The sequence below is a fragment of the Paraferrimonas haliotis genome (assembly GCF_002282895.1).
GTDB lineage: Bacteria > Pseudomonadota > Gammaproteobacteria > Enterobacterales > Shewanellaceae > Paraferrimonas > Paraferrimonas haliotis.
In genome coordinates, this window is the sequence record NZ_NRRB01000001.1 from 421,573 (window position 1) to 437,322 (window position 15,750).

The following is a 15,750-nucleotide window of genomic DNA, read 5'->3' on the forward strand; positions in this document are numbered from 1 at the left end:
AAACCCTAGGGTTATTACAACTCAACCGCTAAGTTATCGATCAGTCGAGGTTTTCCTAAATAGGCCGCAGCGAAAATGACCAAACTTTGGTCTTTATCGTTGGCTAGAGCGAGATCTTGGGGTCGCCTGACTTCTAAATAGTCTACCTTAAATCCTGCTTGGGTTAAGTGTTGTTGTGCATTTTTTACACAGCGTTCGATGTTTTCACCACCTTTTAGCTGTTGTGCCATCCGTTGCAATGTTTGGTAGAGCTGCGGTGCGATTTGGCGTTCAGCCTCGGTTAAGTAGCCGTTACGGGAGCTCATGGCGAGCCCGTCTTGGTGGCGACCGGTGGCAACCTCAACGATGTCGATGGGCATGGCTAAGTCGCTAACCATGGTTTTTATTACCTGCAGTTGCTGAAAGTCTTTTACCCCAAAGCAAGCAATGTCAGGCTGCACCAAATTAAACAGCTTATTCACTATGGTGGTTACACCGCGAAAATGCCCTGGTCGAGAGGCGCCGCATAAGCAATCGGTGATTCCGGGCACTTCAACAAAGGTTTGTGCCGCCAGCCCTTTAGGATAAATGATGTCGGCGCTGGGGGTAAACAACAACGCAGTGCCGTGCGCTTCAAGTGCCTTTGCGTCTGCTTTTAACGTGCGAGGATAACTGTCCAGATCTTCGTTGGCGCCAAATTGCATCGGGTTAACAAAAATAGAAGCAACCACTTTATCGGCGCGCTCTGCAGCCGCATCAATCAAGCTTAAGTGACCTTGATGGAGATTGCCCATGGTGGGAACAAAAGCAATGCTTTGCCCTTGCTGACGCCATTGTGTAATGGTACTTCTGAGTTCGGCGATGTCGCTGATGTGTTTCATAATCGATATTGGCTTAATTAAAGGTGTGCTCGTCGGCTGGAAACTCTTGTGCCGCTACTTGCGCTTTGTAGCGTTGGATGGCCAAATGAATATCACCGGTTTCCGCTAAGAAATTCTTGGAAAACTTAGGGATGTAGCCGGTGGAGATGCCCAGCAAGTCGTGCATTACCAAAATCTGACCGTCGGTGTCTTTGCCAGCCCCAATGCCTATCACAGGAATGCTTACAGCCTCGGTAATGGCTTTTGCAAGGGACGCCGGTACGCATTCGATGACCAGTAATTGTGCGCCGGCCTGCTCCAACGCTTGGGCGTCTTTTATCATGGCTTGTGCTTGTTCGGCCTGACGCCCTTGTATTTTAAAACCACCAAATAAATGCACCGATTGCGGGGTTAGGCCAAGATGACCACAAACCGGAATGCCTCGCTGTGTTAACGCGCTTACCGTTTCTAAAAGCCATTGGCCGCCCTCTAGTTTAACCATGCTGGCACCGGCTCGCATGAGCTCGGCGGCGTTAGTCATGGCTAACTCTGTGGTGGCGTAGCTCATGAAGGGCATGTCGGCCATCACTAAGGCGTTTTTAGCGCCTTTGCGTACGCTGCGGGTGTGGTAGGCAATATCGGCGACGGTGACCGGCAAGGTGTCGTCTTGGCCTTGTAATACCATGCCCAGCGAGTCACCAATCAAAAGAACCTCGATACCTTGGGCGTCGAATGCGCTGGCGAAACTGGCATCGTAGGCCGTAAGTGCGGAAAATTTATTGCCCTGCTGTTTCATTTTTAGCAATGAGGCTGTGGTAATTTTTGCCATAACAAAGTGCTCTTTTGTTGAACCTTAGTTCGTTGCAACCGGCACCAGTGCCGGGTCGTTGTTGCTCTGCAACCAGTCCTCAACCAAAGAGCCATCAGGGAGGCGCAGTTGAGGGGCTATTTCTACTAGGGGTTGCAGTACGAATCGTCGTTGCTGCAAACCGTAATGGGGTACGGTTAATCGCGGTAATTCGATTACTTGCTGACCGTACAACAGTAAGTCTAAATCCAGGGTGCGCGGTCCCCAGCGTTGTTCACGAACTCGGCCTTGCTGATTCTCAATGGCTTGCATCGCATCAAGCAGTTCCAGCGGCTCAAGATCTGTGCTCAGCTCGGCAACGGCATTAACGTAATCCGGCTGAGCGACACTGCCCATAGGCTTAGAATGATACATCTGTGAACAGGTAACCAATTGCGAGCGCGGTATTTTTGCGAGCGCCTGCAATGCTTGTTGCAGCTGCTGTATCGGCTGCTCTAAATTAGCGCCCAGACCAATGAAACACCGCTGCAAAACATTAACCTCGTGCCTTGGATTCAGTTTTGGTTTTGCTGTCGTTACTGCGCGGCTTGCGTCTGCGCCGATTTTGCGGCTTACGCCCGGGTTGCTGTTTGCGCACCAGCTTGCGTCGCTGCCCTTCGTCGGCCTCTACCAGCTCGGTCCACCAGTTCGCCAGCGATTCAACACGGCCACCTTCAATTTCGCCACGGAGCAACAGCAAATCGTAGCCCGCTCTAAATTTAGGATGCTCAAGCAGCTTGAGGGCACGCCCGCCTTGATTACGTTCTAAGCGCAACTGCAACTGCCAAATGTCTTTGGTTGGGGTTGAGTGGCGTCTTGGAATGCTAATTCGTTGGCATTGCTGCTCTAAAATATCGCCCATCGCAGCAAAGTGAGCGTCGTAGATGTTCAAACCGGCTTCGTTGGCAATTTCATGGGCCCGCTCTGACAATGGATACCAAAGCAGAGCAGCATAAAAGAACGAGGGAGTTACCGGCTTATCTTGCATGACGCGGGTATCGGTGGCTTTCATCACCAGTTGTGCCATGCGATCGGCACTGCCATTTGGGGCATCGGCAATGGCTTGCCCGAGGGTTGGGAACAGGGGCTCAAACAAGTCGAATTGTTGCATCATGTCGAAGTTAGCAACGGCTTTGCCATTAAAAAACAACTTGAGCGCTTCGTCGTACATACGGGCTGCCGGAATGTCTTTCAGCAGCGGCGCTAAGCGGTTAATTGGCACTTTGGTTGACTCGTCAATATGCAAATCTAACTTGGTTGAAAAGCGCACAGCTCTGAGCATGCGTACCGGGTCTTCGCGATAACGGGTTTCGGGGTCACCAAGCAGCTTTAAACGGCCCGCTTCTAAATCTTGTAAGGCGCCGCCATAGGCGCGAATGCTAAAGTCGCTAATGTCATAATACATTGCGTTAATGCTGAAATCGCGGCGTTCGGCATCTTGGTCAATGGAACCGTAAACATTATCTCGCAACAGTCGTCCAGAGGTGTTGGTTTTCGACTGTTTGGCATTGTCTTCTACGTGGTGGCCTCTTAAGGTGGCCACTTCAATGATTTCACGGCCAAATAGAATATGCGCTAATCGAAATCTTCGGCCTACTAGACGGCTGTTTCTAAACAGCTTTTTTACTTGCTCTGGGGTCGCGTCAGTTGCGACATCAAAGTCTTTAGGGTCGAGTCCTAACAAAATATCGCGTACGCCGCCGCCCACTAAGTAGCTTTTATAGCCGGCTTTGTGTAAGCGATATAACACCTTAATGGCATTGGGACTGATCTGTTTACGAGATATGTTGTGTTTATCTCGCGAAATAATCTGCAGTTGTAAGCCCGCCTCAGTGGTAGTGCTCGGTTGGTCACCAAACCACTTTTTGTAGAGGGCGCTAATTCGACCGAAAATATTACACCTCAAGTGTCTTATGTTGATAAGCGCCATACTATAGCAGAATTGCGCCTTTGAGTAATCCTTAAACTTGTGACTCAATTAGCTGATTGGACTTAGGAATTGCCTGCCAATCAAAGTGGTTGATGGCAAATTGGATAACTTCATCCGGTGAGGCGTGAGTCGCGTTTTCTGGTAGGGGCTGGTTCAGTATGGTCAAGGCCTGCAGCAAGTTACTGATTACCTGTTGCTGCGATAATTGCGGAGCATGATTTTGCTTCGACAGCTTTTGGCCATTTGCCATGACGGCAAGCGGCAAATGAGCCCATTTAGGAGGTGTCAGGCCGAGGGTTTGATACAGACTGATGTGACGGCCGCTGGTTTCCAGCAAATCTGCGCCTCTAACCACTTCGGTAATGCCTTGAGCGTGATCGTCTAACACCACCGCAAGCTGGTAGGCAAAATAGCCATCGCGCCTTTTCAGCAAAAAATCTTCCTCCGCCCAGTGAGGCTCTAGGGTGATTTGTCCTTTCAGCTCATCCATAAACTGATAACAGGGGAATTGATTGCGTAAACGAATGCCTTGTTGGTGAGTGGCCAGCTGGCGGTCGCGGCATTGGCCGTCGTAAAAGCCGCCCAGTGCTTGAATGCGTTTACGGGGACAGTCGCATGCATAGGCTACCTTGGACGACAGCAAGGATTGCAATTGCTCTTGATAGTCTTGAAAGCGGCTGGATTGATAAAAAATTGAGTCATCCCAATGCAGACCATGAGCTTCTAAGCTGCGCAAAATAGCATCGGCACTGCCTGCGACTTCTCTTGGAGGATCGAGGTCGTCGATTCGAACCAGCCATTTTCCAGACTGAGATTTGGCTCTGAGATAACTGCCAAGGGCAGCTACCAGTGACCCCATATGCAATGGGCCTGAAGGGGAGGGGGCGAAACGACCTAGGTACGTCATGGCTATCGAAATCAAAAAAGGGGCCATACTAGCCCCTTTGATTGTTATTGCTTAACCAGCCATCTGCTTTTCTTTAATTTCGGCTAGCGTTTTGCAATCGATGCATAAGTCCGCGGTTGGGCGTGCCTCAAGGCGGCGAATACCAATCTCGATACCGCAAGCGTCGCAAAAACCAAAATCGTCTTCTTCGATTTTCTGCAGCGTCTTTTCGATTTTCTTGATCAGTTTGCGCTCGCGGTCACGAGTACGCAGCTCAATACTGAACTCTTCTTCTTGAGCGGCACGATCAACCGGATCCGGGAAGTTTGCCGCTTCGTCTTGCATGTGGTTAACCGTGCGGTCAACCTCTAGACGTAGTTGGGTGCGCCAAGCATCTAAAATGGTGCGAAAGTGAGCGTGTTGTTGCTCGCTCATGTACTCTTCACCATCTTTAGGTTGGTATGGTTCGACACCGGCAATGGCCATTACGCCAATTTTCTTTGTGCCTGCTGGCATCCTGCTTCTCCTATTTCTAACGCGCGCAAATAAACTGATATTATTTTAGGGCGCATACATATATCAGACGCGCCTTAATCTGGCAAATTTTTTGTCAAGATAATCACTAATTTTACTTTGTGGAAACACTTAAGTTACACAAAATTTGAGCACTGCAATCGTGAGTGCTGATTTTTCTACAATACCGCTACCTGCTTACTTATACACACTGTGTTGTCATTGAATTCGCAGCAATATGCAAGCACTTCTACGCCATTTTGTTGCGCTTCTTTTAACAAGCCTGCATATTTTTCATCAATTTCTTTTGCGGCTCTGACTCGGTCGATGCCAGAGTGTGCGACCACGAATAATAATACCGCTCTGTGGCCTAAGCTCTGCATGTGCATGAGTTCACGCAGATGTTTTTGGCCTCGAGTTGATACCGAGTCGGGAAAAGCGCCTTCGCCGTCACCCATATGCAAGGTAACGCTTTTAATTTCCACGAAGCAATCTGGCTTGTTGTTACCACTGAGTAGCAGGTCAATTCGGCTCTTTTCCTCGCCGTAGGCTACCTCTGTTTGGATTCGACTGTAGCCGTTTAGTTCCCTAATGAGCTCACGATTAATGGCTTCCACAGCGAGCGCATTAGCACGCCCGGTGTTCACCGAGAACATATGGCCATTGTCGTCTTGGCCTAATTCCCAGGTATGCGGGTACTTGCGTTTCGGGTTATCGGACTCGCTCAGCCACACCGTGTGCCCGGGAAACAAGCAGTGCTTCATGGAGCCGGTATTGGGGCAATGGGCGGTGATTACAGAGCCATCGGCAAGCTCAATGTCCGCCAAGAAGCGTTTGTAACGTTTGAGTAAGCGGCCTTTAATGAGCGGGGATGAAAATTCCATGATTATTACTGTGATTGTTGGCGTCAAAAAAGCAGCTTACCAGTTTTTTAGACGCTGCGTAGACTCGAGTTTAGCTTTCGTCGACTATGTTTTCTGGTAAAGTAGCATCAAACGCCTTGTTAATCTGTAACTCTGTGACCTCACCTCTTCCCATTAGCGCCCATTTAACCGCCATCTCTGAGCAGCTTGAGGCTCATAGTAACCTTGTGTTGCAAGCCCAACCCGGTGCCGGTAAATCCACTCAAGTGCCCTTGCATTTATTGGGTTCAAGCTGGTTACAAGGGCAGCGCATTTTGATGCTCGAGCCACGTCGACTGGCGGCCAAATCGCTGGCGACCTATTTAGCAGCGCAGCTTGGTGAGACAGTGGGGCAGCGCGTGGGTTATCAAGTGCGTCACGAGCGTAAAATCTCAGCCAATACTCAATTGGAAATTGTCACTGAAGGTATTTTAACCCGTCGCTTGCAATCCGATCCTGAGCTAACAGGGGTTGGCTTGGTCATTTTTGACGAGTTTCACGAACGCTCGATTCACAGTGACTTAGGTTTGATGTTTTGTTTAGAGGCTCAACAAGGGTTGCGAGATGATCTTAGGCTGTTGGTAATGTCGGCCACCATAGACACTGAGCAAATTGCTCGTTACCTGCTGCAAGCCCCTGTTATTGAATGCCCAGGGCGCAGTTTTGAAGTGGCGGAGCATTACCTGACTCAAAAAGCGCAGCGACTGGATGTTGCGGTGGCCAATGCGGTGGTGAAGGCGTTACAGCATGACCAGGGCGATGTGTTGGTGTTTTTACCCGGCGCTGGAGACATTCGCCGAGCACAACGGCAACTGAGTCAGGCCGTATCGAGCGACTCGCTTGGCAACAGCATACAGGTGCTGCCGCTCTACGGAAGTCTCCCATTCGAGCAGCAGCAGCGCGCCATCAGTGGTCCGGTCTCTGGGGTTCGTAAAGTCATATTAGCCACTAACATTGCCGAAACCAGCTTAACCATTGAGGGCATTACGAGTGTGATTGACTCGGGGTTAGAGCGACAAAACAGCTATGACCCGAAAACCGGCTTAACTCGCTTGCAAACTCTATGGATATCGAAAGCATCGGCGGAGCAGCGTAAGGGGCGTGCTGGGCGAACTCAAGCTGGCCAGTGTTATCGGTTGTGGCGCGCTTCTGAGCAGGCCAGTTTAGCCTCTTACCAAGTCGAGCAAATTTGCTTAGAAGACCTAACCGCGACTGTGTTGGACTTGCATTTATGGGGGCTTACCCAATACCAGCAGGTGCCTTGGTTAAGCGCGCCGAATCCGATTCATTATGAGGCGGCTAAACGAGTGCTGCTGATGCTTAAGCTGATTGACGACACGGATCGCGTAACGCCCATTGGGCGTAAGGTGGCAGCGCTGGGTATGGAGCCGCGCCTCGGCGCTATGGTGATTAGGGCCCAAAGCCAAGGACAAGGTTGGCTCGCTTGCCAATTGGCGGCCATATTATCTGAGCGGGACATGTTAGTAGGGCAGGGTGCTGAGCTGGGTTTGCGAGTTATGGCTTGGCATGAGCCTCACGATTTTTCAGTGAACCAAGCACCCTTTAGTGCGGTGAAGCGCAATGCCAGTCAATGGGCGAAGCGCCTTGATATTAAGCCACAAGCGCCGAGTTCTATGGCTCAATTACAACAAGATATTGGTGAACTATTGTTGCAGGCCTATCCCGACAGACTGGCGAAGTTAAGGCATGCAGGTAAGCCAGACTTTACCTTATTCACCGGTAAGGGGGTGCAGTTGGCTGACGATGACCCCTTATGCGGCACGGACTGGTTAGTGGTTGCGGACGCTGATGGGCAAAACCAAGGCGGTCGCATTTATCTAGCGCAAGCGTTGAGCAAAGAGCAGGTCATGAGCCATTATCAGCATTTGCAAACGGAGCAGGCGAGCTATGTTTATTATGCCTCGCGAGAGACCATTGGCGCCACTGTCACTGCCTTTATCGGAAAAATAAGCCTGTCACAGCAAACCAAGCGAACCCTTACAGCTGAGCAGTTTGCTGAGGCGTTACCTCTGTTTTTAAAAGAGCATGGTTTAGCGCTGTTAGGCTTATCAGCTAAGGGTAAATCCTGGTTGACTCGAGTGCGTTGGTTAGCACAGTACGACCCTAGATTCACAGGTTTTAGTGAGCAAGTCTTGATAGATGATATCGCATCGTGGCTGCTTGATTATCATCCATCCTTGTGCAGTTTGAAGCAGTTGCAAACCCTTGATGTGTTGTCTCTGCTCAAAGCCCGTATAGACTATCAGTTACTTAATGAGCTGGATCATCAGGCGCCGAGTCATTATCTGGCACCATCAGGCAAGCGGATTGACATTGAATATGACCTAGATACAGGCCCTAAAGTATCGGTGCAACTGCAAGAGCTGTTTGGCGAATTGCAATCACCCAAGCTGGCTTTTGGTCAGGTTAATTTGTGCTTTGAGCTGTTGTCTCCAGCACGTCGCCCCATTCAGACCACCAGCGATTTAGGTCAGTTTTGGCAGGGCAGTTATGTGGAGGTCGCCAAGGATATGCGCGGCCGATACCCCAAACACCGTTGGCCTGAAGAGCCGTTGACCGAAAAGCCCGGGCGTTCAATTAAAAGAAAGCATTAGGTGTGCACTAGGGTCTGGCTTTATAATCCTTGCCAGCGCCGATGCGATAGAAAAAACCAATAAAAATGACCAAGAACATCACCAAAAAACGCCCATCTAAAAAGTCCAAAGCAAAGTCGACCAAGCGTCACTGGGGAAAGTCGCTGTTATCGCTGCTGTTGAAGTTATCCCTAATAGGGGTGGCGATATTGGTAGCGTGGGGGATCTACCTGGACTCGCAAATTGCGCAAAAATTCAGCGGGCAGCAGTGGCATTTGCCGGCGCAGGTGTTCAGTCGCTCTTTGGCGCTTTATCCCGATGCACCGGTGAGTCATGGCCAAACCATTGCTGAGCTTAATATGCTGGGCTATCGCAAAGTGGCCAATCCGCGCCGTGTCGGCGAATACAGCGCTTCGCAAGATAAGGTTGAAGTTTGGCGGCGGGGATTTCAAAACGCCAATGGCTGGCAACATGAACAACGATTGCTGATCAGTTTTGACGCTCGAGGTGTCGCCGAGGTGCAGCGACTGTCGGATAACCGGCAGTTGGCCATTGCCTACTTAGAGCCTGTATTGCTGGATCGCATGGTGACGCAAGATAGAGAAGATAGGGTGTTCGTACCGCGAGAGCGCATACCGCAACCGCTGGTGGAGGCTTTGTTACTTATCGAAGATCGTGACTTTTACCAGCACCATGGCGTTAACCCGTCGGCCATTGCTCGCGCCGCCGTGGTTAACGTAAAAGCAGGGCGCACCGTGCAAGGTGGCTCCACTATTACCCAGCAACTGGCGAAGAACTTTTTCTTATCGTCTGAGCGATCGTTGTGGCGCAAAGTTCGAGAAGCCTATATGGCGCTCATTATTGATTTTCGCTATTCCAAAGAAGCCATTTTGGAAGCCTATTTAAACGAAGTTTATATGGGGCAGGATCGCGCCCGTGGGGTTCATGGAATGGGATTGGCGGCGCAGTTCTATTTTGGTCGGCCGTTGACGGAGCTAACCACTTCGCAACAAGCGTTGCTGATTGCGTTGATTAAGGGACCCAGTTACTACAATCCATGGCGCTATGGTGAGCGAGCTGCGTCGCGCCGTGATCTGGTACTGCGAGTGCTGCTTGAGCACGATAAGCTCACCACCGAAGAGTACAAGCTGGCGGTTAATCAGCCGTTGCAGCTGCGCGATAGAGACCGACGTGTGCGTCAAAGCTTGCCGGCGTTTTTCAGCTTGGTTCGACAAGAACTGAGCGCTCGTTATGGTAACCGCTTAGCTAATGCCTCTGGAATTAAGGTGTACACTACGTTAGATCCCTTGGCTCAAAAGGCTGCAGAACAAGCGGTAGTGGCAGAAATGGCGCGTATCAAAGCGCGGACTAAAAAAAGCGACTTGCAAGTGGGTATAGTAGTAACTGACCGTTATCAAGGTGGGGTTGCGGCGATGATTGGCGACGCCAACCCGAATTTCGCAGGCTTTAACCGAGCCTTAGATATTCGTCGTCCCATAGGCTCGCTGGTAAAGCCGTTTGTTTACGCTACGGCGCTGTCTAACCCAAGTTATAACTTAGCGACACCGCTGAAAGACGAAGCGATTTCACTGTCTAACGGTCAAGGTAAAACATGGCAGCCGAAAAACGTCGATAAGCAGTTTAAAGGGCAGGTGCCCTTGCTGGACGCCTTAGTTGGGTCGCGTAACGTCCCCACGGTCAATTTAGGCATGGAAGTGGGCTTGAACTCGGTGGCGGCGACCTTGCACCAATCGGGCTGGCGTCAAGATGTATCCATATACCCGTCGATGCTGCTGGGCGCTATTGACGGCTCACCTATGATGGCGGCACAGATATTTCACACTCTAGCCGATGGCGGTCGTTACCGGCCGTTGACCTCGATTACCGCAGTGCTTGATAACGACAATCAGCTTATCGAAGCAGACCATCGCCGAGCGACTCAAGCCATCGACCCACAAACGGCTTATCTGGTTGAATATGCCTTAAAAGAAGTGGTTAAGCGGGGAACCGCTAAAGCCCTTGGCGCGAACTTCCCAAGCTATGTGCTGGCTGGGAAAACCGGTACCAGCAACGATAATCGCGACTCTTGGTTTGCAGGCTACGATCAAAACAACGTAGCCGCGGTTTGGGTAGGCTTAGACAACAATGACACAACCGGCCTATACGGCAGCAGCGGCGCAATGGGGGTCTACCAAAGCTTCCTCAAAAACCGCCGCCCTATGTCACTGCGCTCCACGCCACCACAAGGCATAGTAACCGGCTACTTCGACCCCGCAACCGGGCAAGCCCAGCAAAAAGAATGCAACGCCACCATAGCGCGCCCCGCCATGAAAAGCTCATGGCAACCAACCGCCAATTGCTCCCACGGCAGCAAAAGCTGGTGGAACTCGCTGTTCGAATAGGGGACGTACCCCATCCCCCAAAGGTACTAGCTGGGGACGTACCCCAATAGCCAAAGGTCTAAAAGGGTACGTCCCCTTTAGCCGAAGGTATGAGTGAACAAATCAAGGGTGATGAGGGTTACCTTCGAAAATCGCTATGAATACATCCTTGTAAGCTCGCTAATTCATCCTTGAATTAGACGTTTTCTTCGGTAACTCTCATCACCCTTTTCGAATGTTGGTCAACTCCGGCTAACTAATGGCTTTTATGAGTGCTTGAGCAACAATCTCGGATGAGCCAGGATTTTGTCCGGTAATCAGCAAGCCGTCTTCAACCAGCAATGGATGCCAATCTTCGCCTTTTTGATAGGTAGCACCTAACGATATCAGCTGATCTTCCAATAGATAAGGAACGACATTGGTTAAGCCTACGGCTTCTTCTTCACCATTGGTAAAGCCGGTGACCCGCTTGCCTTTAACCAAAGGTTCACCATCGGCGTTTTTAGCTTTCAATAACACCGCTGGGGCATGACAAACGCTCGCTACCTGCTTTCCAGCGCCAATGAAGCTTTCGATTAAGGCGATGGAGTCGAGGTCTTCATACAGGTCCCACAGCGGCCCATGCCCACCTGGGTAAAATACCGCATCAAAGTCATCTTGCTTTACATCGCTTAGCTTTACTGTGGTTGCTAAGTCTGCTTGGGCAGCAGTGTCATTATCGAAGCGGCGTGTCGCGTCGGTTTGATAATCAGGCTCGTGACTTTTTGGGTCGAGGGGCGGCTGACCGCCTTTGGGGGATGCAAGGGTTACGGTCGCCCCTGCGTCTTTAAATTGATAATAAGGGCTGGCAAACTCTTCCAGCCAAAATCCAGTTTTCTCGCCAGTGTCACCTAATTCATCGTGAGAGGTGAGTACTATCAACACGTTCATAAAATCTTTCCTTGCTACTTGTAAGAGAGGGTTATTCTAACCCCAATATTACGGTAATAGTAAATAGGCGTATCACTCATAGGGTAAGGCTTTATGCCGCTTCTATTTGATTGGTGGGCTACAAAAGCGCCAACAGAGCAATCCGCTGGCGCTTTTGGTTACAGCAGGTTTAAGCTAAAGCTTAAACCAAACGTCTAAACGTCAAATCGATCAGCGTTCATGACTTTATTCCAAGCGGCCACAAAGTCGATAACGAACTGTTGTTGGTTATCGTCTTGAGCATAAAACTCAGCATAGCTGCGCAAAATAGAGTTGGAGCCAAATACCAAGTCAACTCGTGTCGCCGACCATTTAGTTGCGCCGGTTTTTCGGTCGTTAATGTGGTACAAGTTACGACCTTTCGGCTCCCAGGTGTTGGCCATGTCAGTTAGGTTTACGAAGAAGTCGTTGGTTAGCAAACCTGGGCGGTCGGTAAAGACCCCATGAGCTTGCCCGTCGTGGTTCACATTAAGCACTCGCATGCCACCAATCAGCACGGTCATTTCAGGAGCGCTGAGTCCCATTAGCTGAGCGCGGTCCAGCAGCAGCTCTTCCGGTTTAACCGCAAAGTGCTGTTTTTGCCAGTTTCTAAAGCCATCGGCAACCGGCTCCAACACCGCAAACGATTCAACATCGGTTTGTTCAGCGCTGGCATCGCCACGGCCCGGTAAAAATGGCACATCGACATCAAAGCCAGCTGCTTTTATCGAATTGGCTAAGCCAAGATTACCCGCTAATACAATGGTATCTGCAAGGCTTGCGTTATGAGCCTCAGCGATTGGCGCTAACACAGACAGCACTTGGTTTAACCGCTCTGGCTCGTTCCCTTGCCACTGATTTTGAGGGGCTAACGCAATGCGAGCGCCATTAGCGCCACCGCGCTTATCGGAACCGCGGAAGGTGCGGGCACTGTCCCAAGCGGTGGCGATCATTTCTTGGTTAGAAAGACCCGAAGCCGCAATGGCTTGGTTAACCGCTGCCACGTCGTAGTCGCTGCTACCGGCAGGGATTGGGTCTTGCCAAATTAAGTCCTCAGCTGGGGCGTCAGGACCTAAATAGCGGCTCTTAGGGCCTAAATCGCGATGGGTAAGCTTAAACCAAGCACGGGAAAAGACTTCTTCAAAATAAGCCGGATCTTGATGGAACTTCTCGGAAATCTTTCGATACTCTGGATCAAATCGCAACGCCATGTCGGCATCGGTCATAATGGGGTTGTGGCGAATAGAGCTGTCTTCTACATCCACAGGCTTATCTTGCTCTTCAATGTGTACCGGCTCCCATTGCCAAGCACCAGCAGGGCTTTTTTGCAGCCACCAATCGTGCTTGAACAGCATCTCAAAGTAACCGTTGTCCCACTGAGTTGGGTTGGAAGTCCATGCCCCTTCAATGCCACTGGTTACGGTATCACGGCCGACGCCGCGAGACTTATGATTGTTCCAACCCAGGCCTTGCTCTTCGATTTCAGCTCCCTCGGGCTCGGCACCGAGATTAGCTGCATCACCATTACCGTGCGCCTTACCAACCGTATGACCGCCCGCCGTTAAGGCAACGGTTTCCTCGTCATTCATGGCCATACGAGCAAACGTCACACGCATATCTTGTGCAGTTTTCAACGGATCTGGCTTACCATCAACTCCCTCAGGGTTAACGTAAATAAGCCCCATCATTACCGCCGCTAACGGGTTTTCAAGATCGCGCTCGCCGGAGTAGCGGGAGTTATCGTTGTCACTTGGCGCCAACCAATCGGTTTCAGATCCCCAATAAATGTCTTTTTCAGGATGCCAAATGTCTTCGCGGCCAAAAGCAAAGCCAAAGGTTTTTAGGCCCATTGACTCGTAAGCCATATTGCCCGCCAGAATCATTAAATCGGCCCAGCTGACTTGATTGCCGTATTTGCGTTTGATGGGCCACAATAAGCGTCGCGCTTTATCGAGGTTGCCGTTATCAGGCCACGAATTTAGCGGAGCGAAGCGCTGGTTACCGGTTGCGCTGCCACCACGGCCGTCGCTAATGCGGTAAGTGCCCGCCGAGTGCCATGCCATGCGGATCATCAAGCCACCGTAATGGCCCCAATCCGCCGGCCACCAATCTTGGCTGTCTTGCATGAGCAGCTTAAGGTCGCTCTTAAGGGCTTCAACATTTAACTGCTTTACCGCTTCACGATAATCAAAGTTGGAGGCAAGCGGGGAAGTTTTTTGGTCGTGTTGATGCAAAATGTCGAGGTTTAAAGACTTAGGCCACCAAGCATGGTTGGCATTAGCGGGCGCACTGGCGCCGCCATGGTGAAATGGGCAGCCGTTAGAGTTATTAGAGTCGCTCATAGGAACTTCCTTTGAAATAGGTTAAAACCACACTAAAGATAGCAAATGATAATAATTATCATTGTTGACTTAAATCAAAAAACCCCGATTAATCTAATCGAAAAATCCTAACTACCTAAAAACTGACCATAATTTCTCATTTCTTCTTCAATCAATAGCTCACCTGATAGGTTATTTGAACAAAGTCATTAGCAAAGCGAGTTGTCGTAGTGCTGGTAAGCTTTACTGGCTGCTGCAGTTTGCCAAACAGAGGAATTCCGCTCCCTAATACAATGGGTGCTTGGGTAATGGTGATGTCATCGATGAGCTTAAGATTTAAAAACGAAGTTATGGTGGTACCGCCGTCGATATAAGCGTGCTTGAAGCCTTTGCGGGTTAACGACGCGATTAGATCGGTTATGCTGCCGTTAAACATCTCAACCTTGCCTTGCAAGCTCTTAGGAGGTTGGGTTAGCGTGCTACTCAGTACCACAATGTGGGTTGTTCCATAGGGCCACTGCTCGGGTGTTAGGTTCATGCTGGCAATGGTTTCCATGCATTTTCTCCCCATCACCATGCAATCCACTGACGCCATAAACTGGCTAAATCCCATATCGGGATTCTCGCTCATGTCTGCCTGAGAATTGCCCGCCGTGTGTAACCAATCGACACCACCATCGTCAGTAGCGATGTATCCGTCGACGCTGGTGGCGATAAATACTGAACATTTCATACTTTAGCTTTCCTTAAGGGGCTTCATATTTGTTTTAGCAATAATCGCAGGCCGCAACAAATTCAAGAACAAAAAACGCAGGCTCATCGTTGCAATGTTAATAATATTTGACATTGGGTGAGCGCAATTCTATAGTTCGTGTTAAGTTTTTTTAACATATAAGTTTTTTAACATTAAAGTTGGAGCCTGCTATGTCGTTTCAAGAAAAATCAGCCTGGACCATGCTCGTTGCACTGTCGCTTGCCGCCATACTGTATGCCGTTAACGTAATCAGCGTTGCAACCGAGGTCGGCGCACTGCCGTCGCCCAATGTACCAGGTCTATTAACCTTAGCCGGCGTTACCGTAGTGATTGCGATTATCGGGCATATCGTGATGGCCGCACTCAGTCCCAAAGAAGCCAATGCCGCTAGCGACGAACGCGAGCGCTTAATTAGCCAAAAAGCAGGGCACTGGGCTTCCTACGTTTTGGGGACTGGCGTGCTTGTATCTCTCGGGTCATTTTTAGTGACAGGAAACGGCAGCGCACTGTTTTACGCTTGTTTTGCAAGCCTAATCGCTAGCCATTTAGTCGAGTACATTCTGCAAATCGTGTTTAATAGAAGAGTTTTTATTTAATGGCTAAGACATTCCCAATCGCTAATCGAGTGAAAACGTTGCGAGAAAATGCCGGATTAACCCAGTCTGAACTCGGCGAGGCGATTGGCGTTACCCGCCAAACCGTCGCAGCAATAGAGCAGTGTCGCTACTCGCCGTCCCTTGAAACCGCATTTCGGTTAGCCAGACTATTTGAGACTGATATTAATGCGGTGTTTTATTGGAACGAGTAAAGGGGAGCTTGCTGGTTGCGGTTAACT

Annotated in this window: 14 protein-coding genes; 4 read left to right on the top strand and 10 right to left on the bottom strand. The window is 50.1% G+C overall.

The features are described from left to right. Positions 1-14: 14 nt before the first annotated feature. The 7 genes from panC to sfsA all read right to left on the bottom strand — a co-directional run bounded on the left by panC (position 15) and on the right by sfsA (position 5,899). Positions 15-860: a pantoate--beta-alanine ligase gene (panC, locus tag CLC91_RS02050; protein ID WP_095497290.1), complete on the bottom strand. Its 846-nt coding sequence runs from the start codon at positions 858-860 to the stop codon at positions 15-17. Between the two features lie 13 nt (positions 861-873). After that, the gene (gene panB, locus CLC91_RS02055) at positions 874-1,668 is read right to left on the bottom strand and encodes a 3-methyl-2-oxobutanoate hydroxymethyltransferase (protein WP_095497291.1); all 795 of its coding nucleotides are present in this window, start codon (positions 1,666-1,668) and stop codon (positions 874-876) included. Between the two features lie 24 nt (positions 1,669-1,692). Further along, complete coding sequence (gene folK, locus CLC91_RS02060) at positions 1,693-2,178, bottom strand: 2-amino-4-hydroxy-6-hydroxymethyldihydropteridine diphosphokinase (RefSeq protein ID WP_095497292.1); 486 nt, start codon at positions 2,176-2,178, stop codon at positions 1,693-1,695. A 4-nt stretch (positions 2,179-2,182) separates the two neighbouring features. Then, positions 2,183-3,592 carry a polynucleotide adenylyltransferase PcnB gene (gene pcnB, locus CLC91_RS02065; RefSeq protein ID WP_408634184.1) on the bottom strand — a complete coding sequence of 470 codons (1,410 nt, stop codon included), beginning with the start codon at positions 3,590-3,592 and terminating at the stop codon, positions 2,183-2,185. Between the two features lie 55 nt (positions 3,593-3,647). Next, entirely contained in the window at positions 3,648-4,550 is a 903-nt protein-coding gene (gene gluQRS / locus CLC91_RS02070; RefSeq protein ID WP_198950889.1) for a tRNA glutamyl-Q(34) synthetase GluQRS, read from the bottom strand. A 24-nt stretch (positions 4,551-4,574) separates the two neighbouring features. Further along, the gene (gene dksA, locus CLC91_RS02075) at positions 4,575-5,018 is read right to left on the bottom strand and encodes an RNA polymerase-binding protein DksA (RefSeq protein WP_095497294.1); all 444 of its coding nucleotides are present in this window, start codon (positions 5,016-5,018) and stop codon (positions 4,575-4,577) included. Between the two features lie 176 nt (positions 5,019-5,194). After that, positions 5,195-5,899 (bottom strand): DNA/RNA nuclease SfsA, encoded by a 705-nt coding sequence (gene sfsA / locus CLC91_RS02080; RefSeq protein ID WP_095499896.1) that lies wholly within the window; start codon positions 5,897-5,899, stop codon positions 5,195-5,197. Between the two features lie 86 nt (positions 5,900-5,985). Here sfsA and hrpB point away from each other — a divergent pair, with 86 nt between their 5' ends. Both hrpB and mrcB read left to right on the top strand, forming a co-directional pair. Continuing rightward, positions 5,986-8,532, top strand: coding sequence for an ATP-dependent helicase HrpB (gene hrpB / locus CLC91_RS02085; protein WP_095499897.1), 2,547 nt, complete (start codon positions 5,986-5,988; stop codon positions 8,530-8,532). 65 nt (positions 8,533-8,597) lie between these two features. Continuing rightward, positions 8,598-10,913: a penicillin-binding protein 1B gene (gene mrcB / locus CLC91_RS02090; RefSeq protein ID WP_095499898.1), complete on the top strand. Its 2,316-nt coding sequence runs from the start codon at positions 8,598-8,600 to the stop codon at positions 10,911-10,913. Between the two features lie 231 nt (positions 10,914-11,144). On the opposite strand, the gene CLC91_RS02095 is transcribed toward mrcB, so the two are convergent. The 3 genes from CLC91_RS02095 to CLC91_RS02105 form a co-directional block, all read right to left on the bottom strand. After that, on the bottom strand, positions 11,145-11,822 hold the full coding sequence (locus CLC91_RS02095) for a type 1 glutamine amidotransferase domain-containing protein (RefSeq protein WP_095499899.1): 678 nt from the start codon (positions 11,820-11,822) through the stop codon (positions 11,145-11,147). Between the two features lie 194 nt (positions 11,823-12,016). Continuing rightward, complete coding sequence (katG, locus tag CLC91_RS02100) at positions 12,017-14,182, bottom strand: catalase/peroxidase HPI (RefSeq protein ID WP_095499900.1); 2,166 nt, start codon at positions 14,180-14,182, stop codon at positions 12,017-12,019. A 151-nt stretch (positions 14,183-14,333) separates the two neighbouring features. Then, a complete protein-coding gene (locus CLC91_RS02105; RefSeq protein WP_095499901.1) occupies positions 14,334-14,894 on the bottom strand; it encodes a dihydrofolate reductase family protein in 561 nt (186 codons plus the stop codon). Between the two features lie 191 nt (positions 14,895-15,085). On the opposite strand from CLC91_RS02105, the gene CLC91_RS02110 reads away from it, so the two are divergent. Next, entirely contained in the window at positions 15,086-15,511 is a 426-nt protein-coding gene (locus CLC91_RS02110; RefSeq protein ID WP_095499902.1) for a hypothetical protein, read from the top strand. Continuing rightward, on the top strand, positions 15,511-15,723 hold the full coding sequence (locus CLC91_RS02115; protein ID WP_095497302.1) for a helix-turn-helix transcriptional regulator: 213 nt from the start codon (positions 15,511-15,513) through the stop codon (positions 15,721-15,723). The genes CLC91_RS02110 and CLC91_RS02115 overlap by 1 nt, the downstream gene beginning before the upstream one ends. The last annotated feature ends 27 nt before the right edge of the window (positions 15,724-15,750 follow it).

What these genes read in the sequence shown, in the direction of transcription:
- katG (WP_095499900.1), bottom strand. Translation starts at nt 14,182, where the DNA reads ATGAGCGACTCTAATAACTCTAACGGCTGCCCATTTCACCATGGCGGC.
- mrcB (WP_095499898.1), top strand. Translation starts at nt 8,598, where the DNA reads ATGACCAAGAACATCACCAAAAAACGCCCATCTAAAAAGTCCAAAGCA.
- CLC91_RS02095 (WP_095499899.1), bottom strand. Translation starts at nt 11,822, where the DNA reads ATGAACGTGTTGATAGTACTCACCTCTCACGATGAATTAGGTGACACT.
- CLC91_RS02110 (WP_095499902.1), top strand. Translation starts at nt 15,086, where the DNA reads ATGTCGTTTCAAGAAAAATCAGCCTGGACCATGCTCGTTGCACTGTCG.
- hrpB (WP_095499897.1), top strand. Translation starts at nt 5,986, where the DNA reads ATGTTTTCTGGTAAAGTAGCATCAAACGCCTTGTTAATCTGTAACTCT.
- dksA (WP_095497294.1), bottom strand. Translation starts at nt 5,018, where the DNA reads ATGCCAGCAGGCACAAAGAAAATTGGCGTAATGGCCATTGCCGGTGTC.
- CLC91_RS02115 (WP_095497302.1), top strand. Translation starts at nt 15,511, where the DNA reads ATGGCTAAGACATTCCCAATCGCTAATCGAGTGAAAACGTTGCGAGAA.
- panB (WP_095497291.1), bottom strand. Translation starts at nt 1,668, where the DNA reads ATGGCAAAAATTACCACAGCCTCATTGCTAAAAATGAAACAGCAGGGC.
- gluQRS (WP_198950889.1), bottom strand. Translation starts at nt 4,550, where the DNA reads ATGGCCCCTTTTTTGATTTCGATAGCCATGACGTACCTAGGTCGTTTC.
- CLC91_RS02105 (WP_095499901.1), bottom strand. Translation starts at nt 14,894, where the DNA reads ATGAAATGTTCAGTATTTATCGCCACCAGCGTCGACGGATACATCGCT.
- panC (WP_095497290.1), bottom strand. Translation starts at nt 860, where the DNA reads ATGAAACACATCAGCGACATCGCCGAACTCAGAAGTACCATTACACAA.
- sfsA (WP_095499896.1), bottom strand. Translation starts at nt 5,899, where the DNA reads ATGGAATTTTCATCCCCGCTCATTAAAGGCCGCTTACTCAAACGTTAC.